Consider the following 22,289-nt stretch of genomic DNA (forward strand, 5'->3'; position numbering starts at 1 on the left):
GCACCTGTTGGCCGATCTATCATCGAGTAACCTCCAAAACCTTCTTGGATATCATCTCAACCTCTTCAGTCCTCAAGCCGGAATAAATTGGCAAACAGACAATGCGCTCAGAGAGCTTTCTCGACTCGGAACACACCGTTGACTGTGCATCCAGAGAAACCACTGAATCCAAGGACGGATAGAAATAACGGCGCGCATGGACACCCGAATCACGAAGTGAAGACATAAGCTGGACTACCTGCGCCTCATCTCCCAATGCAACCGGATAGTAGGCATGGTTATGGCTAGCACCAGCTTGAATAATCTGTTTCTGAAGATTGCCCTCGAGAAGACGGTCGTAGGCCTCACTAACGGCTTGGCGATCTGCGCTGATTTGTTCAATTTCATCCAGCACACACAAACCCATCGCCGCCTGTAATTCGTTCATCTTGGCGTTGATGCCTAGCTCTTCAATACTCTCAGGCCCGGTGATGCCGAAGTTGATTATATTCTTCGCCCGTTCTAGATCTACCTTGCGCTTAAAGATAATGGCCCCGCCCTCGCCTGTGTGAAAAAACTTGGTGGCGTGGAAGCTTAGGGTGGCGGCGTCGCCATGTTTAAGCAGGCTTTCGCCTTTATAGTTCACACCGAAGGCATGTGACGCATCGTAGATGACTTTCAGGTTGCGCTTTCGGGCGATGGCGCCGATGGTTTCTACATCGCAGGCGTTGCCGAATACGTGCACCGGCACGATCGCACGAGTCATGGGGTTAATAGCCGCTTCGATATTACTCGGGTTCAAACACCAGGTATTTGGGTCGATGTCTGCAAATACTGGCCGTATGCCATCCCACTTCAGGGAACTGGCGGTGGCGATGAAGGTAAAAGGGGGGGTGATAGCTTCCGGCTGTGCGCCGGGGGTTGCATCACTGACATTCAGAGCGCGGTAGGCGATTTGTAACGCCAAGGTGCCATTGGATACCAGCAGAAGGTTTTCCACACCCAGATGCTCTTTCAGTCTTTGAGTGAGCTGCTGAACTAGTTGTCCGTTATTAGTTAACCATTGGCGCTCGTAGATTCCGTCTATGTATTGGTTCAACTTTTCCCGACTCGGGAGGTATGGCTTGGTTACCGGGATCATAGAGTGTCTTCCAGAATATCCTGCAAGTAGTCGCCATAACCATTTTTCTTCAATTGATCGGCTTGGGCTTGCAATTGTTCCTTGCTTAACCATTCCTGGTTGAACGCGATTTCTTCCAGACAGGCAATCTTGTAGCCTTGCCGCTTTTCAATCGTTTCCACAAACTGCGCGGCTTCCAGCAGACTTTCATGTGTTCCGGTATCCAGCCAGGCAAAACCACGGCCAAGCAGTTCCACGTTAAGCTTGCCCTGCTCCAGGTAGGCGCGATTTATGTCGGAGATTTCCAGTTCGCCACGGTGACTGGGTTTTACCTGTTTGGCGATTTCTACCACGATGTTGTCGTAGAAATAAAGGCCAGTGACCGCGTAGTGGGACTTTGGCTTTTCCGGCTTTTCCTCAATGGAGATGGCTCGCTTGTTGTCATCAAACTCCACTACTCCGAAGCGCTCCGGGTCTTTTACCTGATATCCAAATACGGTGGCCCCTTCAGAGCGCTGTGCAGCTTGCTTTAGCTTTGGGGTAAAGCCTTGACCATAGAAAATGTTATCACCCAATACCAGGCATACGTTGCTGCTGCCTATGAACTCTTCGCCAATGATAAACGCCTGGGCAAGGCCATCTGGGGTTGGCTGTACTTCGTAGCTCAGGTTTATGCCGAACTGTTCGCCCGTTCCGAGGGCGCGTTTGAAGTTTGCCTGATCTTCCGGGGTGGTGATGATGAGGATGTCCCGGATGCCCGCCAGCATGAGTACGGAGAGCGGGTAGTAGATCATGGGTTTGTCGTACACCGGCAGGAGCTGTTTGGAGGTGCCCAGTGTTATCGGGTAGAGGCGTGTTCCGGAACCGCCTGCCAGGACTATCCCTTTCATAGTGCTGCTCCCAGACGTTCTCTTTGATAACTGCCGTCCTGTACACGTTGACACCAATCGAGGTTGTTGAGGTACCACTCGACGGTTTTGCGGATGCCGGTTTCGAAGGTTTCTTCCGGGGACCAGCCAAGTTCCCGCTGAATTTTGCTGGCATCTATGGCGTATCGAAGGTCATGGCCCGGACGATCTTTTACGTGGGTGATCAGATCCCGGTAGTTATTTTCCTGAGGGCGTAGTTCCTGGAGGATATCGCAGATGGTCTGGACTACTTCAATGTTCTGCTTTTCGTTGTGGCCGCCGATATTGTAGGTTTCGCCTGGCTTGCCTTCGGTGACCACCTTATACAGCGCGCGGGCGTGGTCTTCTACGTAAAGCCAGTCGCGGATCTGGTCGCCTTTGCCGTAGACAGGGAGGGGCTTGCTCTCCAAGGCGTTTAGGGTAACTAATGGGATGAGCTTTTCCGGGAAGTGATAGGGGCCATAGTTGTTGCTGCAGTTGGTTACCAGAACCGGGAGCCCGTAGGTGCGCTGCCAGGCTCGAGCCAAGTGGTCGGAGCTGGCCTTACTAGCGCTATATGGGCTGCTCGGGGCGTAGGAAGTGGTCTCGGTAAAAAGATCATTGGTGCCTTCAAGATCACCATAAACCTCGTCGGTGGAGATATGGTGAAAGCGGAAGTTCTCGCGACGCTCCGCATCCAGATCATTCCAGTATTGACGAGCAGCTTCCAGTAGGGTGTAGGTTCCGACTATGTTGGTTTCAATGAAGGCTGCAGGACCGTCTATGGAGCGGTCTACGTGGCTTTCAGCCGCCAGATGCATGATGGCGTCTGGTTGATGCACAGCCAGTACACGGTCTACTTTGGCTCGATTGCAGATGTCGACTTGCTCAAAGACATAGCGGCTGCTTTCGCTGACTTCTTCCAGGCTTTCGAGATTGCCGGCATAAGTGAGCTTGTCCAGGTTGACCACATCATCGTTGGTGTTGTTGATAATGTGACGGATGACTGCGGAGCCTATGAAGCCGGCGCCGCCGGTTATCAGGAGTTTCATAGATGGGTCGTTATTTGCTGATGGTGTTTGATGCTTCGAGTGTCCGGTTTTGCTCTGAGTTATCGGATTTCGCTTTGCTCTATCCGACCTACGTTTTCTCAGGCTCATCTTTACCACTGGGGATGAACGCTCGGACGAAAACGATGAATACGCCTAGCATTCCGCCCAGCATGGTGGCAACCACAGCGATCAATGCTCGCTTGGGTTCGCTTTTTTCTTGGGGAACGACGGCTGGATCTACGGTTTTGAAAACGTATTCTTGTTGCGCGTTTGCCAACATCACTGTACGTGTTTCACTTTCTATCAGTTGATAAAACACCTGCTGCATACCTGCAATGTTCGTTTCATCAAGCTTGTCTTTGAGGTATCTGATGCTGGCTTCCGCATCTTCAATATCTTGAGCTCGCATACGTTCGTTGATGTCTTTGACCAACCACTCGGTCCAATGCATTGCAGCCACTGGAGAGCGGCTTTTCACACTTACGGTGATCATCCCGTTGTCTTTATTTTCAACAACACTCAAATGGCCTCCCTTGAATTTTTTTACAAGGTCCCAACTGGTTGGCTTTAAACTTTTGCCATCGTCACCTTTACCCCATTCACCATTTTCAGGGTTGTAGATTTCACGATTATAGACCCACTTTGCCTGCTGGGTATTCCACTCCTTCGTCGCCATGAGTGAAGCCGCGAGTTGATGGCGATCAATGAAGTCAGTCAGAAACGCTCTCGACTGAAGTACTTCTTTGGCGATGACTGTCTTGTTGGCCCCATCCCTTCCGATACTAACGCCAGCAAGACTGGCCAGGCTGCCTAATTGACCACCAAGGCGGCCCCCATTTTCGCCATCTGCGGGCGCGAGCAGTGCGTTCGCTTGGTATATGTCCGGCTTGCTAAGGGCGTAAGCAACACCGCCGGCGGCAAAGAGTGTAGTGATCAGGATGATTATCCATTTACCAGCCCAAAGTGTTACGAACAACTCCCTAAGGTCGATTTCATCATCCGGATACTGCAGCAGTTCAGAACGTTGTTGGTACGTTGTGGTTTGCTCACTCATTAAAGGTTCCCCACAGCCGCTGCACCCAACGCCATCTGATAAACAATCTGACTCACGTTAGTCCATAGCTCCAACTGGTTCAGCCTGTCCACATCAATGGGCACAATAATGGTGTCACCCGGTGCCAGTTGCTGGCTGCGGCCACCAAACCAGCGACTTTTCTCTGGCAGCATCACCGAGCCGTCGGCCTTCACCACGTACACCCTTTCCTGATCCGCTTGGCGGGTTGGGCCGCCACTACGATCGAGGTAGTCATCCACGGTTAGCCCCTGCGTGTGAAGGTGACTGGTGGGAAACTGTACTTCACCAAATACGCTGACTGATTGAGGGATGACAGGAACGGTCAACGTGTCACCATCCTGAAGACGGATGGGCTGGTAGTCATCGCTCTCCACAACCGATGCGAGGTTGATCACCATTCGGCCGACGGGGCGGGAGTCCTGCACTTCTTCCAATAGATCCTGAACCTGTTGGGTGCGTTTGGCATTCTCGCCTCCGAAATCGTCGCCTTCCAATTGCACACCTACCAGGTCGCCCTGCAGCCTTTCTTCCGCTTCACGTAGGCGCTGGGCTTCCAGTTGGCGTAGTTTTTCGCGGGTAAATACAGCGCCTTCCGGGAAGGCATTGTCGGTAAGGCCGCCTGCGCGTTTGATGACATCGCCAAGGGTTTCTCCGTTGCGAATGGTGTACTGACCGGGGTAGCGGATCTCTCCATTCAGCTCAATGGTTTTGGCTCGAGCAAATTCCGGTATGGATTTGATCAGCAAGCGATCCCGGCTTTTGAGGGTGACAGAGGCCTGGCCTTCCATCACGGCCTGCAGGTTCAGGTTCTGGATCCTGGTTTTACCGGTGCCTTCGTCGTCCACACCGAAGCGCGCCAGTTCGGCGGTATAGAGAGAAGCGGAGTCTTTAAGGCCGCCGGCTACGTATATTGCATCTGCTACCTGCCTTGAGGCAGGCAAAGGGTATTCGCCCGGGTAGCGTACCGGGCCAGTCACCTGAATCGTCTGTTGTGGGGCGCCTGGTTTGGCCTGGGCTTTGAGCCTTTGCAGTACTGGGCTGAATAATTGTTGCCTGGTAAAGTTACGGCCTTCTTCCCCGCCATCTACTTTGCCAGCATCTGAGAAGATCAGCAGGCGATCTTGTTCTTCGAGCAGTATGTCCTGTTCGCTTCCGGGGTTCTGAATGGCGTCACGCAGCCGAAGGTTCAGCACGGATACTTCGTCGGTCTTTGGATCGGTGCGAACAAGGGCGGCATACCGCTGGTCAGCCACTGGCACTAGGTCGGTGTCCAGATTATTGATCACCGAGCTTACTCGCATGCCGGGAACCCAGGCGAACTTGCCGGGGCGGGTGGCCGCCCCTTTCACTTCCACATATTGCCCAGTGATGTCGGAGATGGAGGCCACTTCTATGCGGTCACCGGGTTTGACCTTTGCCTGCTTGCCTTTTGCGGTGGTGAGATTGGCTTCGGCGATGATGCGCAGGAAGTCGTCATTGTTCCGCTCAATACGCACCAGCTGCGGATAGGCCTGCGGTGTAAGGCCGCCAGCCAGATTCACCAGTTCCTGAAGGTTGGTGCCATTTTTCAGCTCATAGAGCGCGGGGCGGTAGACTTCACCGTCTATGCCTACACGGTCTCCAACCGGAGGGATGAAAATTACATCTCCGGGTTGCAGACGATTGTCATCGGAGGTGTCGCCCGCCAGTAGCAGGTCGTACAGGTCCAGTTCGCCGATCAGTTCGCCGTCTCGCTTGTGTTGAATCTTGCGCAGGGAGCCAGTGCGCTTGATACCGCCGGAAACGTAAAGAGCATTGGTGATGGTGGAGAGGGAGCTGACGGTGTAGGAACCGGCATTTCTGGCCTCCCCCAGCACAAACACCCGCATGCTGCGCAGCTCTCCCAAAGAAACACTCGCCTGCACGCCGATGTACTGCTCGGAGACCCTTTTCTTAATCTGCTCCCTGGCTTGATCAAACGTCAGACCCGCAACGGTTTGGGGGCCTGACTGCGGAAAGCTAATGGTGCCATCCCGGGAAACGGGCAGCTCCAGTTGCTGGTTTTCCTTGCCCCAGAGCTGTACCCGCAGTATATCGCCAGGCCCCAGGGTGTAGTCGTTGGGAATGGGAATTTCCGTCACTGGCGCAAATGTTGTGGGGCTTCCAACGAACAGATCGTACCCATAAGGCTTCAGGCCGCCGTTCTTGCGGTCCTGCTCTTCATTATTGTCCTGCTCTTGCCGGGCACGCTCCCTCTCTTCATCGGAAATGGCGTCAACCGGCTCTACCACGTTCACGTTCTGTGGCCGCTGGTTTTGCTGGCTTGCAGAGCCGGCAATGGAATCCAGATCTACCCCGTATTGGCGCGCCAAGGCCTCCTGCTGTGCCCGTGGCATGCTCTTGAACTGTTCAATCTGGGACTGGCTAATGGATTGGGCAGCGGTGGTAACTGGCAACACAAGCGCCAGTGACATTAATAGTCGTTTGGTCAGGTTCACTTAGTAAATCCGTTTTTTAGAAGCGGTAGCGCCAGGCGGCGCCAACAGACCATTGGTCTTTCTCGCCGCTGATGAATTCTATCTTTTTGTCGGTGGCCTGGGCCGTAAGGTCCAACCAGCCGTTGAGAAATTGTGTACCGTAACCCACGGATACCATAGCGGCCGTTTGGTTGCCATCCGGGACGGTATAGAATATGTCGTCGTCAGTTACAATCGCACGGTTCTGACCATCTTTATTGAGATCCAGATAGCTTACAGACGCCGACAGGTTACGGCCATCCGGAAAAAAGTTGAATGCGCCGATCATCAGAGTTTCGGCATCGCCATCGAAAGTGGAGCCCATGCTGCGACCTTTGTGGCGGTAACCGCTTTGATAGCGGGAATGGTTGTAGGTGATGTTGGGCATAGCATTACCCAGAAAGTCATCGGCCAACGTGTTGGCGTACTCTACAAACCATTGCTGGTCACTCTCTAACAACTGGGTAGTCCAATCGGTGCCCAATAACCAGGATTTGCGAGCCGGAAAGGCACCTGCTTCATCTTCGCCCATCATCTGGCCATAGACACCCATGGCCTGGTCGCCAATGGAAAAGCCGTAGCGCGCGTCAATGCTGGCTAATTGGTTTCCGGGATCATTCTCTTCCAGTTGACCATTGTCGCGGCCGACCAGGGCGTTCCAGATGGTGGAGGCGCCTTCCGGCCGGCCTTCGCCACCGAACATGATCGCGCGGGAGAAGCCGATATCCAGCCCGTCGATGGGCCTTACCGTCAGGCGCATGCCGATCATCTTGGCTTCCGGCACCGCGCGCTCGCTTTCCAGTTGCCCAGCGAAGGTGGTGAACTGCCAGGGGCCAATCCATTTCAACCAGCTCGTTTCCGGCTCTGCGGCGTCCTTACGGTTCAGCCATACTGCGGGTATGGGGCGGGCGTTGTTGGAGAGAATCAAACTGCTTTGCCAACCCGGGCCCCACCAGCGGTCGATAGCCCCGGCGCCGAACACCCAATTGCCAGCAGTGGCGGCAAGGTAGGAGCCGTCCAGGCGCAGGGATTCATCGTCTTCCGGATTGGCAGCAAAGGCGGGTTTTACCCCGAAGGCCCAGGATTCACCTTGCCATTGCACATTGAAGCTTGTCTCCGCCGTTTCACGGGGGCCGGCCTGAAAGCCTCTTACAAACGTCGGTTCGCTAGTGGCGCCCAGTTCGTATTCCGCGCGCCAGCCCTGTTTGCCCTGCTCGTCCATTTCGAACTTGATATAGGCCAGCGGGCCGCCAATGGCCGATGCGTCGCTGCCAGTGCCCTGGCCCAAGCCGCTGTGTACCGTGCCCATCATCACCGGCCAGGTGGAGGTTGTGCGGTTCAGGTGCCCCCTGTCCGCCAGTTTTTGCAGGGCAAAGCGGGCACGGTTGTCGCCAGGTTTCAGCCAGGGTGCCGAAAAGGCCGCAGAAGAATACGTGGCGGCAATCAGGCACGCTACCGCCCCACCGACCAAAGTCCAGTGTTTTAAGGTCATATACCGGCAACTTTCTGAAAAATGACAGGAAAAACGAACAACACGGAGGGAACAACCCAATCCCAACTGTATCCCTGTCGGTTGATGAAGCATCTGTGTCAAAAGCGTGACGATTTTACGGCATCCAATATGACACGCAAGTGACAAAAGTCCGGACACAGGGCTTGACCCGCCGATAGAGTGTTAAGTCTCGTTAAAGTGTAGTGAATGCATGGACATTAGGCGGGAATTTGTCTGATTACGTTTTACTCATCCAATCCTCGGGGCCGAATTGTCGACAAGGAAACTTTAACCATTTGCTGCTTTTGCATAAAGCTGATCAGCACAATGGCACGCTCTTCGCCGTCGTAAGCTTGGAAAATGGCACCAATACCCTTAAAGGGTCCGTCTTCCAGATCCACGGCCTGTCCGGTTTTGATGCCGCCCTGCTCCGCAACGGTGTGCAGGCTGTCTTCAATGTGCTGTATGACATCGTCCGAAATGGCGGCCGGTTTATTGGCAAAGCTGACAATCCGCAGTATGCCTCTCGTGGAGCGTAGCTTGGCCCACATGGGATCCGTTTGCTCCAGGTTCACGAACAGATAGCCGGGGAACAGTGGCTCCAGCTTTTTGGTGCGCTTGCCAGCCTTGATTTTTTCCACCGTGATTTTCGGGTAGAAGCAGGCGATGCCCTGATTTTGCAGATGAGTCAGGGCGCGGTCACCCTGGCTGGGTTTGTGCTGCAATGCGTACCAGGTCATTTGTACCAATTGCCAGCGGCAATGAAGTGCGGGTTTAGTACCTCTTCCTTGCCATACTGTAAAGGCTTGCCTTCCAAGGTTTCCACCTTACCTCCGGCGGCCGAAAGCACGGCGTGAGCTGCACCGGTATCCCACTCACAAGTTGGCCCCAGCCTTGGGTAAATGTCCGCATGGCCTTCGGCGATTTTGCAGAACTTGAGGGAACTGCCTGCCTGCACCAGTTCATGGGCGCCCAGCTTGTCGATAAAGGCGTTGGTTTCGTCGTTCAGGTGGTTCTTGCTGGCCACAACACGTTTCGTTTCGCCGGGCTCGACCACACTGATCCGCCGGGTGCGGCCAGTGCGGTCCCGCTTGTAGGCGCCCTCGCCTTTCAGGCCCCAGTAGGCTTCCTTTAACGCTGGCGCTGTGACCACACCGAGAATGGGTTCGCCGTTTTCGATCAATGCGATGTTTACGGTGAATTCACCGGTGCGCTGAGTAAAGTCCTTGGTGCCATCAATCGGGTCAATCAGCCAGAAGCGTCGCCACTGTTTGCGCTCGCTCCAGGGAATCTCTGCACCCTCTTCTGAAAGCACGGGGATATCGTGGCTGAGGTTTCGCAGGCCTGCCACAATCACCCGATGGCTGGCGACGTCTGCCGCAGTAATCGGCGACTCGTCCGCCTTAAAATCGACCTTGAAGTCCGTCATGTAGATGCTGAGCACCTTTTCGCTGGCGGCGTCTGCGATTTTCAGGACATCGGGGAGGATGGAACTGTAGTGCATGAGGGTCGGCTTCCTGCGTTAGGTCAATTACGTTTGCGCTATTATGGGCGATAGTGATGTAACACATCAAAAAGAATACGGGGCGCCTCTCATGAAACTGCAATTCCTCGGTGGTGCGGGCACGCGCACACATCGACAACAGCGGCTATCTGCAGGAGGAAGACGCCAAATATGCTTTCAGAAAGGGGTTCTCAAAGCACGAGAAGCCGGAGCTTTTGTCTACGGTGAAAGGCGCAAAAGAAGCGCTGAAGCAGTTCCAGCCCCTGCACTATCACGAACGCTTCGAACCAGTAAAAGGTATGGATTCGCGTACGAATCGACCTATGGCGACAGGCTGCATGCGGACAGCGACCGGAGTCCGAACTGGCCGACATTGTCACCAAAACAGCAGGGCGCGGTGGTATTGTGCTCATTCCCTCTTTTGCCGTCGGGCGCGCACAGATGCTTTTGTATCTTATCCACAAGATCATGGCGGAAGGCCGGATACCAAAGATGCCGATCTACCTGAACAGCCCCATGGCGATCAAAGCCACGGAGATCTTCTCCCGACACCACAAGGAGCACAAGCTCAACGCCGCCCAGTGCGGGATGATCGATGAGAACACCGAGTTTGTTCGGACGGTTGAGGAATCCATCGAACTCAACAGCGTACGCTATCCTTGCATGATCGTTTCCGCCAGCGGTATGGCCAGTGGCGGGCGGGTATTGCACCACCTGAAAACACTACTACCCAATCCACGGAACAGTATTGTGTTTGCAGGGTTCCAGGCACCGGGCACGCGTGGCGATGCGCTTGTGAAGGGGGCGGAATCGGTGAAGATTCACGGGGAGTACTGGCCGGTTAAGGCGGAGGTTTATAACCTGGAGTCGCTGTCTGCACATGGGGACTACAACGAGATTCTACAGTGGCTCGGGGCCGGCAGCCTGAACCCTCAAAAGGTGTACATTACCCACGGTGAGGCCTTGGCGAGTGATGTTATGCGAAAACGGGTACGGGATAGGTTTGGGTGGGATGTTGAGGTGGCCGACTTATTTGACGAGATGGAGGTATAACTCGTGAATTCGAGAGGGGGCATGCGCCCCCCCCCTATCCACAACTTCATCTAAGCAATCAGATCACCGTACATCCATTGGGACTATACCGACCCTTCCAATTAGGGGCACTGCTTGGGTCAATGACGCATTGCCAATTCCCGGCTACCGACCGCTCCATACGGATAACCACACCCGCCAAGTCACTATGCGCATTGCCGCCCATGGTCACCTGGATGTGACCAGAACCGTCAGGATTCAACACCGCAATATCCACCGCTGGAATGCCCGTTGTTAAGGATGATGGCGAATAGCCGATGTCCGAATTGTCGACCGTCGCTCCATGCGCTAATCGCTCTTCAACTGCGGACTTATAGGAAGCCAGCTCGCCAAGCGTCCGATTTACCTGGGATTTCATAACATGACCGTGATAACTGGGTATTGCAATGGCAGCAATAATGCCGATGATTGCGACGACAATCATCAATTCGATCAGCGTAAAGCCTTGGTGCTTCTTAGACATGGTTACCTTCCAGAAAATCAAGCATGACCATGCCAATGCAAGCATTGGGCCAGAATAACTTAACCTTCGGGGCGCGGGAAATTTCCGTGGAACCAGAATCTTGGCCAGTACGCAGCATTGGGTCTTTCTTCGTACTGAATCAAATCGGCGACCATCGCCTGATGGTATTCCCAAACCTGCGTGAACCACATGACTCCGCCGAGGGTTATGGCCATTGCAAGCACCACGTGAGTGGTGGTCGACCCTCCCTGCTTCGATAGTTCTTTTGCTCGGGAAGGCTGGCGTAAAATTAAGGACCAAAAAACCGACAGCACAAGAAAGCCCACAAGCATGGATGCGGGAATAATAAAGACTGCGGAAAAGCCGGCGTGCGTAAGCCCTGCGATAGCAGACGCGGTAAAAGCAATCAACACTTCAGGCTGCTTGTAGGCACAGGTCCGAATCTGCCCGGCTTTGGTGACGAGGTTTCTCAATGTCATCGCGATCAGAATCCCCACTGCAGCAAGCAGCAGCCAGCCATATTCAGCTGCCCACATCAGGTACATGTTGTGGGGGTGTCCCAGCCTTTTACTACTCGGAAAACCTTCGCTGATTGCCTGGTGAGTGATCCAGGATTGAGCCCCCATTCCAAACGGAAAGTTGTGCAAACTCATATGCCAGGCCTCAAGCCAAAGCGGTATACGTCCTGATCCCCCAGCGTGAAGAGTACGGACCGTTACATCCTCCGCGCCAAAACTGGGGATCGCCAAGGAAAACAAGAGCCAAGCCAGACCACCAAACACAATGAATCGAAAGGAGATTACTAGCCAGGGAAAGGCTACCCTGCCGAACAACAGACAGACCACCAAGCCTGCCAGAGCAATGCTTAACATAGAACCCCTAGCAGTGGTCATAAAAATCATCCACCACCAGATCGCGGCCGTAAAACTGACACCGATATGCCATAACCTGTTCTTACTAAAAGAGCCATACAATAGTGCCAAAGGCAGTATTGGCAACAACCAGGTCGCAATATGACTCCAGTAACGCATATTGACGAAACCCCAAGGAATAATATCCGTCAGTTCAGAAAATTCATCTGCGATGGCGAAGAAATAAACCGTCATTGTCATGGCTGCGTAGAAAAAGCATCCAATCGTCGCTACATAGACCAGCGCCACTGCCGCAAACTGGGATATGCCTTGTTCGTGAATCCGCCAGCCCATCAGCGCAAAAGACGCGAAATACAGCGCATACATGCCGGGTTCAACCCAGGCATGCTCTCCAGATGAATTGGGAGTCGTGAGCAACAGAAACGCCGCCGACACAAGAAAAACCGGCCAGTTGGAGGAAATCAGCCTCTGGCTTTCACCCGTCGAGGGAGCCCACACCAGCGCCACGACAGCAGAAACCAGCAATAGACCTAGCTGAAAGAATCTCTGATCAGAATAGGCACCGAACACGGTGGGTAGGAAATCTGGAAATAACGAAATCAAAAAAACTGCAATAAATACAGGTAGAAGAAAATAGGCCAGGAAGCTATAAGAGTTCGGACGAACCAAATCAGATGCGCACCATTTTAACTTTGAATAAGTCACTCGCATTCTCTCCCTGCCAAGTCGAAACGTAGCTTTATGAATATACACAAAAAACCCCGCCGGATGGCGGGGTTCTCGCGTATTCCTGACTTACAGCTTTTCAAGCTGCACGGCAGTTCAACTTAGCTGTGAGGACAACCAGCCGGTGCGTAAGAGTCTTTCCAACCTTTGGTCGGGTCACCGTTGGTAATCGCACAGGACCATGCACCACTGATAGAACGACTAACTGTGATCGTTGCGCCAGCGACTGCGCCAGAAGCATCAGTACCCAAAACAACATTGTAAGACATGTCGGCCGCAGCGGGGTTAGTGATAGCTAGGCCATCACCAGCCGTACCGTTGGTATCGTCAACCAAGTTGGAACCGGTCCAACCAAGACCAATGGTGCGTGGAGTGGTTGTCAGATCGTCAGCATTACCAATCTGACCACCGCTGTTGAAGATGCTCTCGGCGCTCGATTTCAGCGCGTTAACTTCACCAACTACACGGGAAACCTGTGTACGTGCGGTGTAGTCCTGGTACTGAGGAATAGCAACAGCGGCCAGGATACCGATGATCGCAACAACGATCATCAATTCGATCAGTGTGAAACCTTTCTGGGCGTGATTCATTTGAATGTTCTTCATTAGTCGACCTCTGTATTTGTCGTTAATCCACTCGATACGGCCCGGGCCCGGCGGAGTCGCACCCCGTGACCGGTATCTAGAGCCTGAGCTTCGTTAAGCATTGCTCGTGCCAACTAAGCCGCACCAAGCACAAACCTATTGGTATCAGCAATTTATAAAACATTGTGAAATCTATCACCCAGACAAATGCGGTCTAGTCGATGCCCTCATGCGTCACTGGGTGACAATTATTGTCAGATGACGCACCCCTGTGCGTCGAGCTTTCAAGACATGGAGACCACTTCATTGAGCGCACACCTTTCCAAACCGTTGCCAGCCATCTAAACTCACTTCATCAGACCAACATCCGTTTCAGACACTTAGGCAGCGTTTTTTACACAATTTATGTCTACCAATAAAAGCAATGTAACGCTTACGGGCCTGGCGAGACGCTTCGTCGATGACGGGCTTATTGATGAATCCACCGCGAAAGATGCCTTTCTTCAAGCATCCCACAACCGCATTCCACTCATTACCTACCTGGTACAGAACAACCTGGCGAACAGCGGAGGGCTCGCCTTCTCCGCTGCGATGGAGTTCGGTGTTTCGGTTCTCGATCTCAACGCCTTTATGCCGGAGATGATGCCCGATAAGGTCGTAGACGAAAAACTGATACGAAAACACAATGCCCTGCCGCTCTATAAACGTGGGAACCGGCTGTTTATTGCGGTCTCCGACCCGACCAACATCCAGGCGTTGGACGAAATCAAGTTTAATACCGGCCTGAGTACAGACGCCATCCTGGTTGACGACGCCAAGCTCCGGGAAGCCATCGACAAGTATCTTGAGTCCCACGATACGTCGATGGGTGATCTGGATGACGCCGACCTTGAAGGCGTTGAAACGGAAGGCGGCGACCAGGAAGACGATGCCGTTGCCGCGACGAGCGAAGTAGACGATGCCCCCATCGTGAAGTACGTGAACAAGATGCTTCTTGACGCCATTCGCGGGGGGGCCTCGGACGTTCACTTTGAACCCTATGAGAAAACCTATCGGGTTCGATACCGCACCGACGGCATTCTGAAAGAAATGTCGCGGCCCTCCATCAAGCTGGCCCCGAAGATTTCTGCCCGGGTAAAAATCATGGCGCAGCTGGATATCTCGGAGCGCCGGGTCCCCCAGGACGGCCGGATCAAGATGAAGCTGTCCAAGACCAAGGCCATCGACTTCCGGGTCAATACTCTGCCGACACTGTGGGGAGAAAAGATCGTTCTGCGAATTCTGGACCCAAGTCAGGCGAAGCTCGGCATCGATGTCCTGGGTTATGAGGAAGAACAGAAACAACTGTACCTGGACGCCCTTGAGCAGCCACAGGGAATGATACTGGTGACGGGGCCCACCGGCTCAGGCAAGACGGTTTCCCTTTATACCGGCCTGAACATACTGAACACACCAGAAAGGAACATCTCCACAGCCGAAGACCCTGCGGAAATCAACCTGGAAGGCATCAACCAGGTCAACGTCAATACCAGGGTGGGCCTCGGCTTTGCGGAGGCATTGAGAGCCTTCCTCCGCCAGGACCCGGACATCATCATGGTGGGTGAGATTCGCGACCTGGAAACGGCCAACATTGCTATCAAAGCGGCACAAACAGGGCACCTGGTGCTCTCGACCCTGCACACCAACAGTGCTGCGGAAACGCTCACGCGCATGATGAACATGGGCGTCCCCTCCTTCAACATCGCCACATCGGTGAGCCTGATCATTGCCCAGCGACTGGGCCGTCGGCTTTGTAACTCTTGTAGACAACCTGCCGACATCCCCAAAGACGTGCTTTTAGCGGAGGGGTTCACACAGGAACAAATTGATACAGGGTTCACGTTGTACCGTCCCAAGGGCTGTGATAAATGCAATGGTGGATATAAAGGCCGCGTCGGGATTTACGAGGTGGTCAAGATTACCGACGAGCTGGCGAACATGATTATGGAAGAAGCCAGTTCGATTAAAATTGCAAAGCAGGCACAGGCCGAAGGCTTCCCGAACTTGCGGCAGTCTGCCCTCAAAAAAGTCATTGAGGGCGTGACCAGTCTTGAGGAAGCCAACCGCGTGACGAAGGATTAAGCATGGCAGAGAAAGCAGAGAAACTTCAGGCGTTCGTCTGGGAAGGCAAAGACCGCAAGGGCAACAAAACCAAGGGCGAGGTGTCTGGCACCAACCTGGCTTTGGTGAAGGCCCAGTTGCGTAAGCAGGGCATTATTCCAGACAAGGTGAAAAAGAAACCAAAACCCCTGTTTGGCGGCAGCAAAAAGATCACGCCTTTCGACATCGCCATGCTTACCCGCCAGCTCGCCACCATGATGAAGGCTGGCGTGCCACTGGTTCAGAGTTTCGATATTGTGGCTGACGGCCTTGAGAACAGGGGCCTTCAGGAGTTGGTTACCAACATCCGTAACGATATTTCTTCGGGTACGAGCTTTGCAGGCGCACTGAAAAAGTACCCCAGGCACTTTGATGATCTGTACTGCAACCTCGTGGACTCTGGCGAAAAGGCGGGTGCTCTGGAGAGCATGCTGGATCGCATCGCGACCTATCTTGAGAAAACGGAGATCCTCAAGAAGAAAGTCAAAAAAGCCATGACCTACCCAGCCGCTATCGTCGTCGTTGCTATCATTGTGACGGCCATCCTGCTGGTTAAAGTGGTACCCCAGTTCGAAAGCCTGTTTAAGGGCTTTGGTGCGGACCTGCCCGTATTTACACAGATGGTGGTCCGGTTGTCGGAATGGCTTCAGACTTGGTGGTTTGTGGTTTTACTCGGCATTGTCGGCACTATCTTTCTGTTCAAGGAAGCTATTCGACGATCTCAGAAATTCTCGGATCTCGTCGATAAATATGTGCTGAAACTGCCCGTTGTGGGCGAAATCCTGGATAAGTCGGCCGTTGCCAAGTTTGGGCGCGTACTTTCCACGACCTTTGCGGCTGGTGTTCCGCTCGTTGATGCGCTCGACTCCGTTGCCGGCGCGACCGGCAACGCCGTTTATCGGGATGCTATCCAGCGAATAAAAAACGATGTTTCGAGCGGTACCCAATTACAGGCCACCATGCGCCAACAGGATGTGTTCCCGGTTATGGCAGTGCAATTGACTGCCATTGGTGAAGAATCCGGTAACCTGGATGAAATGCTGGAGAAAGTCGCCGTCCATTACGAAGCGGTGGTGGATGACATGGTCGACAACCTCACAGCCCTGCTGGAGCCGATCATCATGGCGGTACTGGGCGTACTCGTAGGCGGCTTGATCATCGCTATGTACCTGCCGATCTTCCAGATGGGTCAGGTGGTTGGCTGATCACGCCCTTCCTTTCACCAACCCCTCTCCCCACCCCTCTTCCGCAATGGGAGGGGGGCTTTAATGGCACAGATTGAGAGTTTTGATGATTTCCGTTGATACGTTCCTGGCCACGCCCTGGCTTCTCTATACCGCAGTCATTTTCTTCTCCCTCTGCATCGGTAGCTTCCTGAATGTGGTGATCCTTCGCCTGCCGAAGATGATGCAGCAGGACTGGCGCTGCCAATGCGAAGAGTTCCTGGAGCTATCAGACGAGCAACGCAAGAACGATGAGCCGATTACGCTCTCCAAACCTGCCTCCACCTGCCCTTCTTGCGGCCACAGCATTCGCGCCTGGGAAAACGTCCCGGTCATCAGCTACCTGGTTTTGGGCGGCAAGTGCGCGTCCTGCAAAACGGGCATTTCACCGCGATACCCAATGATTGAGGCAATTACCGCGCTGTTTTCGGTGGTGACCATTCTGGTCATGGGGCCATCTGAGGCTGCATTATGGTCTCTGCTGTTGGTGTGGGTATTGATCGCACTGACCGTGATTGATTTCGACACCCAGTTGTTGCCAGACAGCATGACGCTGCCCCTCATGTGGCTCGGGCTGATACTGAATTATTTCGGTGTGCTGACGGAATTCAGCAGCGCGTTCTGGGGTGCGGTAGCGGGCTATCTCTCCCTCTGGTCGGTGTACTGGTTGTTCAAGTTGGTAACCGGCAAGGAGGGCATGGGCCACGGCGATTTCAAGTTATTGGCGGCGCTGGGCGCTTGGTTAGGCTGGGAATTGCTGCCGGCGGTGATTTTGTTGTCGTCTTTGGTCGGTGCCGTTGTGGGGATTAGTTTGATGGTGTTCCGCAAGCACGGCCGCGAAGTGCCAATTCCGTTCGGGCCCTATTTGGCGGCAGCGGGTTTGCTCTGCCTTTGGTTTGGGGCAGAAATTCAGGCAGCCTGGTTTACCTATCTGGGGGTTTGAATGGCAGTCGTAGGCCTTACCGGCGGAATCGGTTCTGGCAAATCCACGGTCGCGCGGCTGTTCGGAGCACTGGGAGTGCACTGGGTGGATGCGGATGATGTTGCCCGCGAAGTCGTCGAACCCGGCACACCTGCCCTTGAAAAGGTTGCGGAGCATTTTGGGCAGGAGATCTTGCTGCCGGGTGGCGGCCTGGACCGTGCGGCGCTGAGGCGAATCGTATTCGATGCGCCGGAGGAGCGCGCTTGGCTCGAGAGGCTGTTGCACCCGGTGATCCGTGAGGAGCTGATGCGGCAACTGCGTCCGGATAACTATTCCCTACCCTATGTGCTTCTGGTGTCGCCTTTGTTGTTGGAAACCGACCAGCATGAGCTGGTCGAGAAAGTCGTCGTGGTGGATGTGCCGGTCGATGTGCAGATCCAGAGAACCATGGCCAGGGATACCAACGACAGAGAGCAGGTTGAACGCATCATCGCCGCTCAGATGCCGCGAGAACAACGACTCCGGAAAGCCGATGACGTGGTGGACAACAACCTGGCTATAATGGATGTTGAGCGTCAGGTTGAACAGTTACACCAGACGTTCCTGGCAGCCTTTGGGCGCTAGTGTCTATGAGCCGACACCCCTCCCGCCCCGCCGTTGATGCCTTGACGCTGACCCCCATCGCTATTACCCGTTCCTGCTTCCGGGACAAGTTTGGTGTACCCCGACAACCAGGACTGACCCGCTTTGCCCACGCTGACCTGATCATCCAATCGCCCTTCGATCGCGAGGATGCGTTCCGGGGGTTGGAGACGGCCAGTCACCTGTGGCTGACGTTCCAGTTCCATGAGGCGGTACGGGCGGAATGGCGGCCGGTGGTTCGGCCACCCCGGCTGGGAGGCAACAAAAAGATAGGTGTGTTCGCCAGCCGGTCACCTTTCCGCCCCAACAGCTTGGGGCTGTCAGTCGTGCGAAACGAAGGACTGACGCGGGACGCGGGCGGTCGCCTGGTGTTGCGGATTGGGGACCACGATCTTATCGACGGCACCCCCATCCTGGACATCAAGCCCTATCTGCCATTTGCAGATTCAGTCCCGGAAGCCACCCTGGGTTGGGCGGAGTCCGCACCGACCGATCGTCTACCGGTAGTGTTCCTGAATGAGGCTGACCAACAGCTCGCAGCCTTGCCAGCGGATCAGTATCCGGATTTCCGAGACTTGATAGAAGATGTGGTGAGCTACGACCCTCGCCCGTCGTTCCGGCGTGGCCGGGATGAAGAACGGATATACGGAGCGCATTTGTACGATCTGAACGTGCGCTTCCGCTTTGTCCATGATGAATCACAGGAACGTGTCGAAGTGCTAACGGTCTGTTAAACTGCAGATCGGTTGATTTTTCGACACAGGGAATGCGTGCCTTGCCTCCGATCCGGTTATTCAGACGAATAGGTGTACGGCCACTGGCTGCCAGGCTGCTGGTATATGTTCTGTTGTTCAGCCTGATCCTGTCGCTGGCTGCCACCGGCGTTCAGATGATTGGCGAGTTTGAGCGCAGAACCGAAGAGTTGCGCAGCACCCAGGAACGCGCTGCGGAACTGGTTGCCGGCAGTATGAGCAACAACCTCTGGTTGATGAACTATAGCGAGGTTGCCAACAGCCTGGATGACATGCGCGCCATTCCGGTTATCCAGCATGCCCGGGTGATCACAGCCGCTGGCGAGGAGTTCAACACGGGTACCTATCCGGATGGCCGGGTGATCAGCCAATCCTTCCCCCTGGTGTTCAATCGCGCGTCCTTCAATAACCCGGAAGCCATGGGCACCTTGACTGTGACGTCGTCTGTGGAAACCGTCTACAACGAGTTGATGGACCGGGCGCTGCTCACACTGCTGTTCCAGTCGATGATCGTGATGCTGGGCACTCTCGGGCTTCTGGTCATTGTTCGGCTCACCCTTTCCCGTCATCTGGAATCGATTGCCGACTACGCCGCCCGGCTTAACCTGGACGCATTGATTGAACCGCTGAGGCTTCGACGCAAGCCCCCAAAGCGGGGTGACGAACTGAGTGAGCTGGAACAGGCGCTGAACACCATGCGCCTGCAGCTGCTGGAAGACACCCGCTCCCTGCGCCAGACCTCCATCCAATCCCAGGATGAACGAGATCAAGCCGTGCGGGCAAACCATGCCAAGAATCAGTTCCTGGCCAACGTCAGCCATGAGTTGCGCATTCCGCTGCAATCGGTGCTGGGCTACGCCAATCTCCTGTCAGATACCCCCCTCGATCAGGACCAGCGGGAATATGTCCACACCCTGCTCAACGCTTCGGAGGGATTGTCGGCCATTATCAATGACCTGCTGGACATCTCCAGTATGGAAGCCGGCAAGCTGGTGCTGGATGACATTCCCTTTGACCTTCGCGACACCTTGAATGATCTGGTGCATATGCTGGGTGCACGGGCTCGGGAAAAGGGTCTGGCGCTGGAACTGCGAATTGACGAGAACCTGCCCTGGGCCCTGAAAGGTGATCCGGTACGGCTGAGGCAGATTCTGCTCAACATGACATCCAACGCCATCAAGTTTACCGACTCCGGGCACGTGCTGATCAGCATCGAGGTGCTGGGTCGGCGGGATAACAACGTACGACTTCGGGTGGCGGTTGAAGACACGGGCGTGGGGATCAACCCCGAGGACATACCGCTGGTGTACGAGCCCTACGTTCAGCTCGGTCAGCGTTTTCAGCGACAATTGCCGGGTGCAGGCCTGGGCCTGACCATTTGTCGCCAGCTGGTTCAGTTGATGGACGGCTCACTGGATCTTGAGAGTAAACCCGGCGAGGGCTCCACCTTCTGGATGGAGCTCAGCCTGCAGGTTGCGCCAGAGAGCGCCGCCCGCGGTCGACCGGATACCAGCATGATCCGCGGGCGGCACATTCTGGTGGTGGACTCCTATGAACTGTCCCGCAAGATCACCCTGGAAATGCTTTCGCGCCACGAGTTGGATATCGAAGCAGTGAAATCCGCCGGCGAGGCACTGACCTCATTGCGGTTGGCCTCGGACAACCACAAGCCCTTTGATGCCTTGGTGCTGGACGGGTTTGTACCGGATATGGACAGTGACCTGTTGTGCCGACAGATCCGTAGCAACCCGGAATGGGGCCATACACGGCTATTGATTCTGTCGTCCAACCCCCAGCGGGGGGATGCAGAGCACTTCCGGCAGGCCGGCGCCGATGCCTTCCTGAGCAAGTCCCTGCGGGAATCGTGCCTGACCCCTATCCTGCACCAACTGTTTTCGGATTCCGTCCGTAACGAACGTCGCTTCCTGACCCGGTTTTCCCTGCAAGCCGTCAGTGACAATACCCGCCGCCAGGAATTACCCTGCGGCCGCATGAAAGTTCTGTTGGTGGAAGATAACCCGGTCAACCGCACCCTCACCCGCCGGCTGCTGGAAAAGTTGGGCTGTGATGTGATGACGGCGAATGACGGCGAAGCCGCCTCCAGTCTCTGGCAATGGCACCCTTTTGATTTGATTTTCATGGATTGTGTGATGCCCCGGGTGGATGGTTTCGAGGCCACTCGCCGCCTGCGCCAATGGGAGAAGGACCACAACCGTAATCGGGTACCTGTGGTGGCGCTGACTGCAAGCGCTATGGAAAAGGATGAAGAGCGCTGCCGCGAGGCAGGCATGGACTCGTTTGTTGCAAAGCCGGTCAATATTGAAATGTTGCGGGCGGTTCTGGAACAATACTGCCAAGCCTCCGCATCCACCTGAATACCCGACACAAGGCCACCATGAACGTAGAATGTCCCACCTGTAAAAAGTCCGCGGAATGGAATGAGAATAACCCGTTTCGCCCTTTCTGCTCCGAACGCTGTAAACTGATTGATCTGGGCGCCTGGGCCAATGAGGAATATCGTGTTCCCGCAGAAAATGCGTCCCCCGACGATCTGGATCAGGGCGGCGACACAACCACCCATTGATCGCCCGCATTAACCCGCCCTTAACCCGTTTTAAGTTGAGCCACTTGGGCCGGACCGTTAACATTCCGGCGGTTACATTCAAACATTAAGAAGGTCGAAGAATGAAAGCGTCCCGAATTCCCCTTATCGTTCTGTCACTTGCGGCAGCACCTGTATACGCCTCCGATGTGGACCTGAGCCTGACCAACGACTCGGTCAAGGGCCAGGTCAACTTCTTCGGCACCAATTCCGACATCCAGGTCGGCACCGGCTATACCTATCACGAAGGCAGCCGTCACATCGGCAACGTGGATTTCCACGCCCAGGGCCGCACGGCCATTGGCAACCTTCCCACCACAGCGGGCATTGGTGTTCGCGCCTTCGGATGGGATGATGATCGGCTGGACGGCGGCGCCGTAGCTCTCGGCGGCTTTGCCACCGTGAATGTACCCAACGTACCCGGGTTGTCATTCACCGGCGGGCTTCACTACGCGCCCAGCATCCTTGCCTTTGGCGATTCCGATGACCTCACCAGCCTTGAGCTTCGCGGCAGCTACCGTGTTATCCGCAACGCCGAGGTGTTTGCCGGTTACCGCTACCTGAATACCGACTTTGACGGTCGTGGTGACCTGAACCTGGATGAGGGCGTTATGGCCGGTATGAAGATCTTCTTCTGATCAGGTCCTGATCCCGCAGAGTAACCCTGC

General features: G+C 54.7%; 19 protein-coding genes and 1 pseudogene. 9 read left to right on the top strand and 11 right to left on the bottom strand.

What is annotated here, in order from left to right; translation table 11 throughout:
* Positions 1 to 19 precede the first annotated feature (19 nt).
* The 8 genes from AAGD24_RS13980 to cysQ form a co-directional block, all read right to left on the bottom strand.
* Complete coding sequence (locus AAGD24_RS13980) at positions 20 to 1,120, bottom strand: DegT/DnrJ/EryC1/StrS family aminotransferase (RefSeq protein WP_379865429.1); 1,101 nt, start codon at positions 1,118 to 1,120, stop codon at positions 20 to 22.
* On the bottom strand, positions 1,117 to 1,989 hold the full coding sequence (rfbA, locus tag AAGD24_RS13985) for a glucose-1-phosphate thymidylyltransferase RfbA (RefSeq protein WP_379865431.1): 873 nt from the start codon (positions 1,987 to 1,989) through the stop codon (positions 1,117 to 1,119). Before rfbA ends, AAGD24_RS13980 begins: the two co-directional genes overlap by 4 nt.
* Positions 1,986 to 3,038, bottom strand: coding sequence for a dTDP-glucose 4,6-dehydratase (rfbB, locus tag AAGD24_RS13990; protein WP_379865433.1), 1,053 nt, complete (start codon positions 3,036 to 3,038; stop codon positions 1,986 to 1,988). Before rfbB ends, rfbA begins: the two co-directional genes overlap by 4 nt.
* 88 nt (positions 3,039 to 3,126) lie before the next feature.
* Positions 3,127 to 4,092 carry a Wzz/FepE/Etk N-terminal domain-containing protein gene (locus tag AAGD24_RS13995; protein ID WP_379865435.1) on the bottom strand — a complete coding sequence of 322 codons (966 nt, stop codon included), beginning with the start codon at positions 4,090 to 4,092 and terminating at the stop codon, positions 3,127 to 3,129.
* Positions 4,092 to 6,590, bottom strand: coding sequence for an SLBB domain-containing protein (locus AAGD24_RS14000; RefSeq protein ID WP_379865436.1), 2,499 nt, complete (start codon positions 6,588 to 6,590; stop codon positions 4,092 to 4,094). The genes AAGD24_RS13995 and AAGD24_RS14000 overlap by 1 nt, the downstream gene beginning before the upstream one ends.
* Before the next feature lie 16 nt (positions 6,591 to 6,606).
* Positions 6,607 to 8,100: a capsule assembly Wzi family protein gene (locus tag AAGD24_RS14005; protein WP_379865438.1), complete on the bottom strand. Its 1,494-nt coding sequence runs from the start codon at positions 8,098 to 8,100 to the stop codon at positions 6,607 to 6,609.
* A gap of 245 nt (positions 8,101 to 8,345) precedes the next feature.
* Positions 8,346 to 8,840 (bottom strand): transcription/translation regulatory transformer protein RfaH, encoded by a 495-nt coding sequence (gene rfaH, locus AAGD24_RS14010; protein WP_379865440.1) that lies wholly within the window; start codon positions 8,838 to 8,840, stop codon positions 8,346 to 8,348.
* On the bottom strand, positions 8,837 to 9,604 hold the full coding sequence (gene cysQ / locus AAGD24_RS14015) for a 3'(2'),5'-bisphosphate nucleotidase CysQ (protein ID WP_379865442.1): 768 nt from the start codon (positions 9,602 to 9,604) through the stop codon (positions 8,837 to 8,839). The genes rfaH and cysQ overlap by 4 nt, the downstream gene beginning before the upstream one ends.
* 131 nt (positions 9,605 to 9,735) lie before the next feature.
* Here cysQ and AAGD24_RS14020 point away from each other — a divergent pair.
* Positions 9,736 to 10,657 (top strand): annotated as a pseudogene (locus AAGD24_RS14020) (MBL fold metallo-hydrolase RNA specificity domain-containing protein); the annotation flags it as partial.
* Positions 10,658 to 10,715: 58 nt separating this feature from the next.
* On the opposite strand, the gene AAGD24_RS14025 reads toward AAGD24_RS14020, so the two are convergent.
* The 3 genes from AAGD24_RS14025 to AAGD24_RS14035 form a co-directional block, all read right to left on the bottom strand.
* On the bottom strand, positions 10,716 to 11,159 hold the full coding sequence (locus AAGD24_RS14025) for a pilin (protein ID WP_379865443.1): 444 nt from the start codon (positions 11,157 to 11,159) through the stop codon (positions 10,716 to 10,718).
* Positions 11,160 to 11,218: 59 nt separating this feature from the next.
* Positions 11,219 to 12,736 carry an O-antigen ligase family protein gene (locus AAGD24_RS14030; RefSeq protein ID WP_379865445.1) on the bottom strand — a complete coding sequence of 506 codons (1,518 nt, stop codon included), beginning with the start codon at positions 12,734 to 12,736 and terminating at the stop codon, positions 11,219 to 11,221.
* A 122-nt stretch (positions 12,737 to 12,858) separates the two neighbouring features.
* Entirely contained in the window at positions 12,859 to 13,347 is a 489-nt protein-coding gene (locus AAGD24_RS14035) for a pilin (RefSeq protein ID WP_379867355.1), read from the bottom strand.
* Positions 13,348 to 13,746: 399 nt separating this feature from the next.
* Here AAGD24_RS14035 and pilB point away from each other — a divergent pair, with 399 nt between their 5' ends.
* The 8 genes from pilB (at position 13,747) to AAGD24_RS14075 (ending at position 22,259) form a co-directional block, all read left to right on the top strand.
* Entirely contained in the window at positions 13,747 to 15,462 is a 1,716-nt protein-coding gene (gene pilB / locus AAGD24_RS14040) for a type IV-A pilus assembly ATPase PilB (protein WP_085679891.1), read from the top strand.
* A 2-nt stretch (positions 15,463 to 15,464) separates the two neighbouring features.
* A complete protein-coding gene (locus AAGD24_RS14045; protein ID WP_126812063.1) occupies positions 15,465 to 16,685 on the top strand; it encodes a type II secretion system F family protein in 1,221 nt (406 codons plus the stop codon).
* An 85-nt stretch (positions 16,686 to 16,770) separates the two neighbouring features.
* On the top strand, positions 16,771 to 17,646 hold the full coding sequence (locus AAGD24_RS14050; RefSeq protein ID WP_379865447.1) for a prepilin peptidase: 876 nt from the start codon (positions 16,771 to 16,773) through the stop codon (positions 17,644 to 17,646).
* A complete protein-coding gene (coaE, locus tag AAGD24_RS14055) occupies positions 17,647 to 18,249 on the top strand; it encodes a dephospho-CoA kinase (protein ID WP_379865449.1) in 603 nt (200 codons plus the stop codon).
* A 5-nt stretch (positions 18,250 to 18,254) separates the two neighbouring features.
* A complete protein-coding gene (gene tsaA / locus AAGD24_RS14060) occupies positions 18,255 to 19,001 on the top strand; it encodes a tRNA (N6-threonylcarbamoyladenosine(37)-N6)-methyltransferase TrmO (protein ID WP_036209925.1) in 747 nt (248 codons plus the stop codon).
* A gap of 32 nt (positions 19,002 to 19,033) precedes the next feature.
* Complete coding sequence (locus tag AAGD24_RS14065) at positions 19,034 to 21,394, top strand: response regulator (protein ID WP_227662347.1); 2,361 nt, start codon at positions 19,034 to 19,036, stop codon at positions 21,392 to 21,394.
* 20 nt (positions 21,395 to 21,414) lie between these two features.
* The gene (gene yacG / locus AAGD24_RS14070) at positions 21,415 to 21,603 is read left to right on the top strand and encodes a DNA gyrase inhibitor YacG (RefSeq protein WP_036209919.1); all 189 of its coding nucleotides are present in this window, start codon (positions 21,415 to 21,417) and stop codon (positions 21,601 to 21,603) included.
* 101 nt (positions 21,604 to 21,704) lie between these two features.
* On the top strand, positions 21,705 to 22,259 hold the full coding sequence (locus AAGD24_RS14075) for a YfaZ family outer membrane protein (RefSeq protein ID WP_036209917.1): 555 nt from the start codon (positions 21,705 to 21,707) through the stop codon (positions 22,257 to 22,259).
* Positions 22,260 to 22,289 lie beyond the last annotated feature (30 nt).

It is taken from the genome of Marinobacter sp. M5B, from assembly GCF_042604615.1.
Classification (GTDB): Bacteria; Pseudomonadota; Gammaproteobacteria; order Pseudomonadales; family Oleiphilaceae; genus Marinobacter; species Marinobacter salarius.

Coding starts and splice junctions, on each gene's coding strand:
- pilB (WP_085679891.1), top strand. CDS start 13,747: ATGTCTACCAATAAAAGCAATGTAACGCTTACGGGCCTGGCGAGACGC.
- AAGD24_RS14065 (WP_227662347.1), top strand. CDS start 19,034: ATGCGTGCCTTGCCTCCGATCCGGTTATTCAGACGAATAGGTGTACGG.
- AAGD24_RS14025 (WP_379865443.1), bottom strand. CDS start 11,159: ATGTCTAAGAAGCACCAAGGCTTTACGCTGATCGAATTGATGATTGTC.
- coaE (WP_379865449.1), top strand. CDS start 17,647: ATGGCAGTCGTAGGCCTTACCGGCGGAATCGGTTCTGGCAAATCCACG.
- AAGD24_RS14045 (WP_126812063.1), top strand. CDS start 15,465: ATGGCAGAGAAAGCAGAGAAACTTCAGGCGTTCGTCTGGGAAGGCAAA.
- AAGD24_RS14075 (WP_036209917.1), top strand. CDS start 21,705: ATGAAAGCGTCCCGAATTCCCCTTATCGTTCTGTCACTTGCGGCAGCA.
- yacG (WP_036209919.1), top strand. CDS start 21,415: ATGAACGTAGAATGTCCCACCTGTAAAAAGTCCGCGGAATGGAATGAG.
- AAGD24_RS13995 (WP_379865435.1), bottom strand. CDS start 4,092: ATGAGTGAGCAAACCACAACGTACCAACAACGTTCTGAACTGCTGCAG.
- AAGD24_RS14050 (WP_379865447.1), top strand. CDS start 16,771: ATGATTTCCGTTGATACGTTCCTGGCCACGCCCTGGCTTCTCTATACC.
- tsaA (WP_036209925.1), top strand. CDS start 18,255: ATGAGCCGACACCCCTCCCGCCCCGCCGTTGATGCCTTGACGCTGACC.
- rfbA (WP_379865431.1), bottom strand. CDS start 1,989: ATGAAAGGGATAGTCCTGGCAGGCGGTTCCGGAACACGCCTCTACCCG.
- AAGD24_RS13980 (WP_379865429.1), bottom strand. CDS start 1,120: ATGATCCCGGTAACCAAGCCATACCTCCCGAGTCGGGAAAAGTTGAAC.
- AAGD24_RS14005 (WP_379865438.1), bottom strand. CDS start 8,100: ATGACCTTAAAACACTGGACTTTGGTCGGTGGGGCGGTAGCGTGCCTG.
- rfbB (WP_379865433.1), bottom strand. CDS start 3,038: ATGAAACTCCTGATAACCGGCGGCGCCGGCTTCATAGGCTCCGCAGTC.
- rfaH (WP_379865440.1), bottom strand. CDS start 8,840: ATGACCTGGTACGCATTGCAGCACAAACCCAGCCAGGGTGACCGCGCC.
- AAGD24_RS14035 (WP_379867355.1), bottom strand. CDS start 13,347: ATGAATCACGCCCAGAAAGGTTTCACACTGATCGAATTGATGATCGTT.
- cysQ (WP_379865442.1), bottom strand. CDS start 9,604: ATGCACTACAGTTCCATCCTCCCCGATGTCCTGAAAATCGCAGACGCC.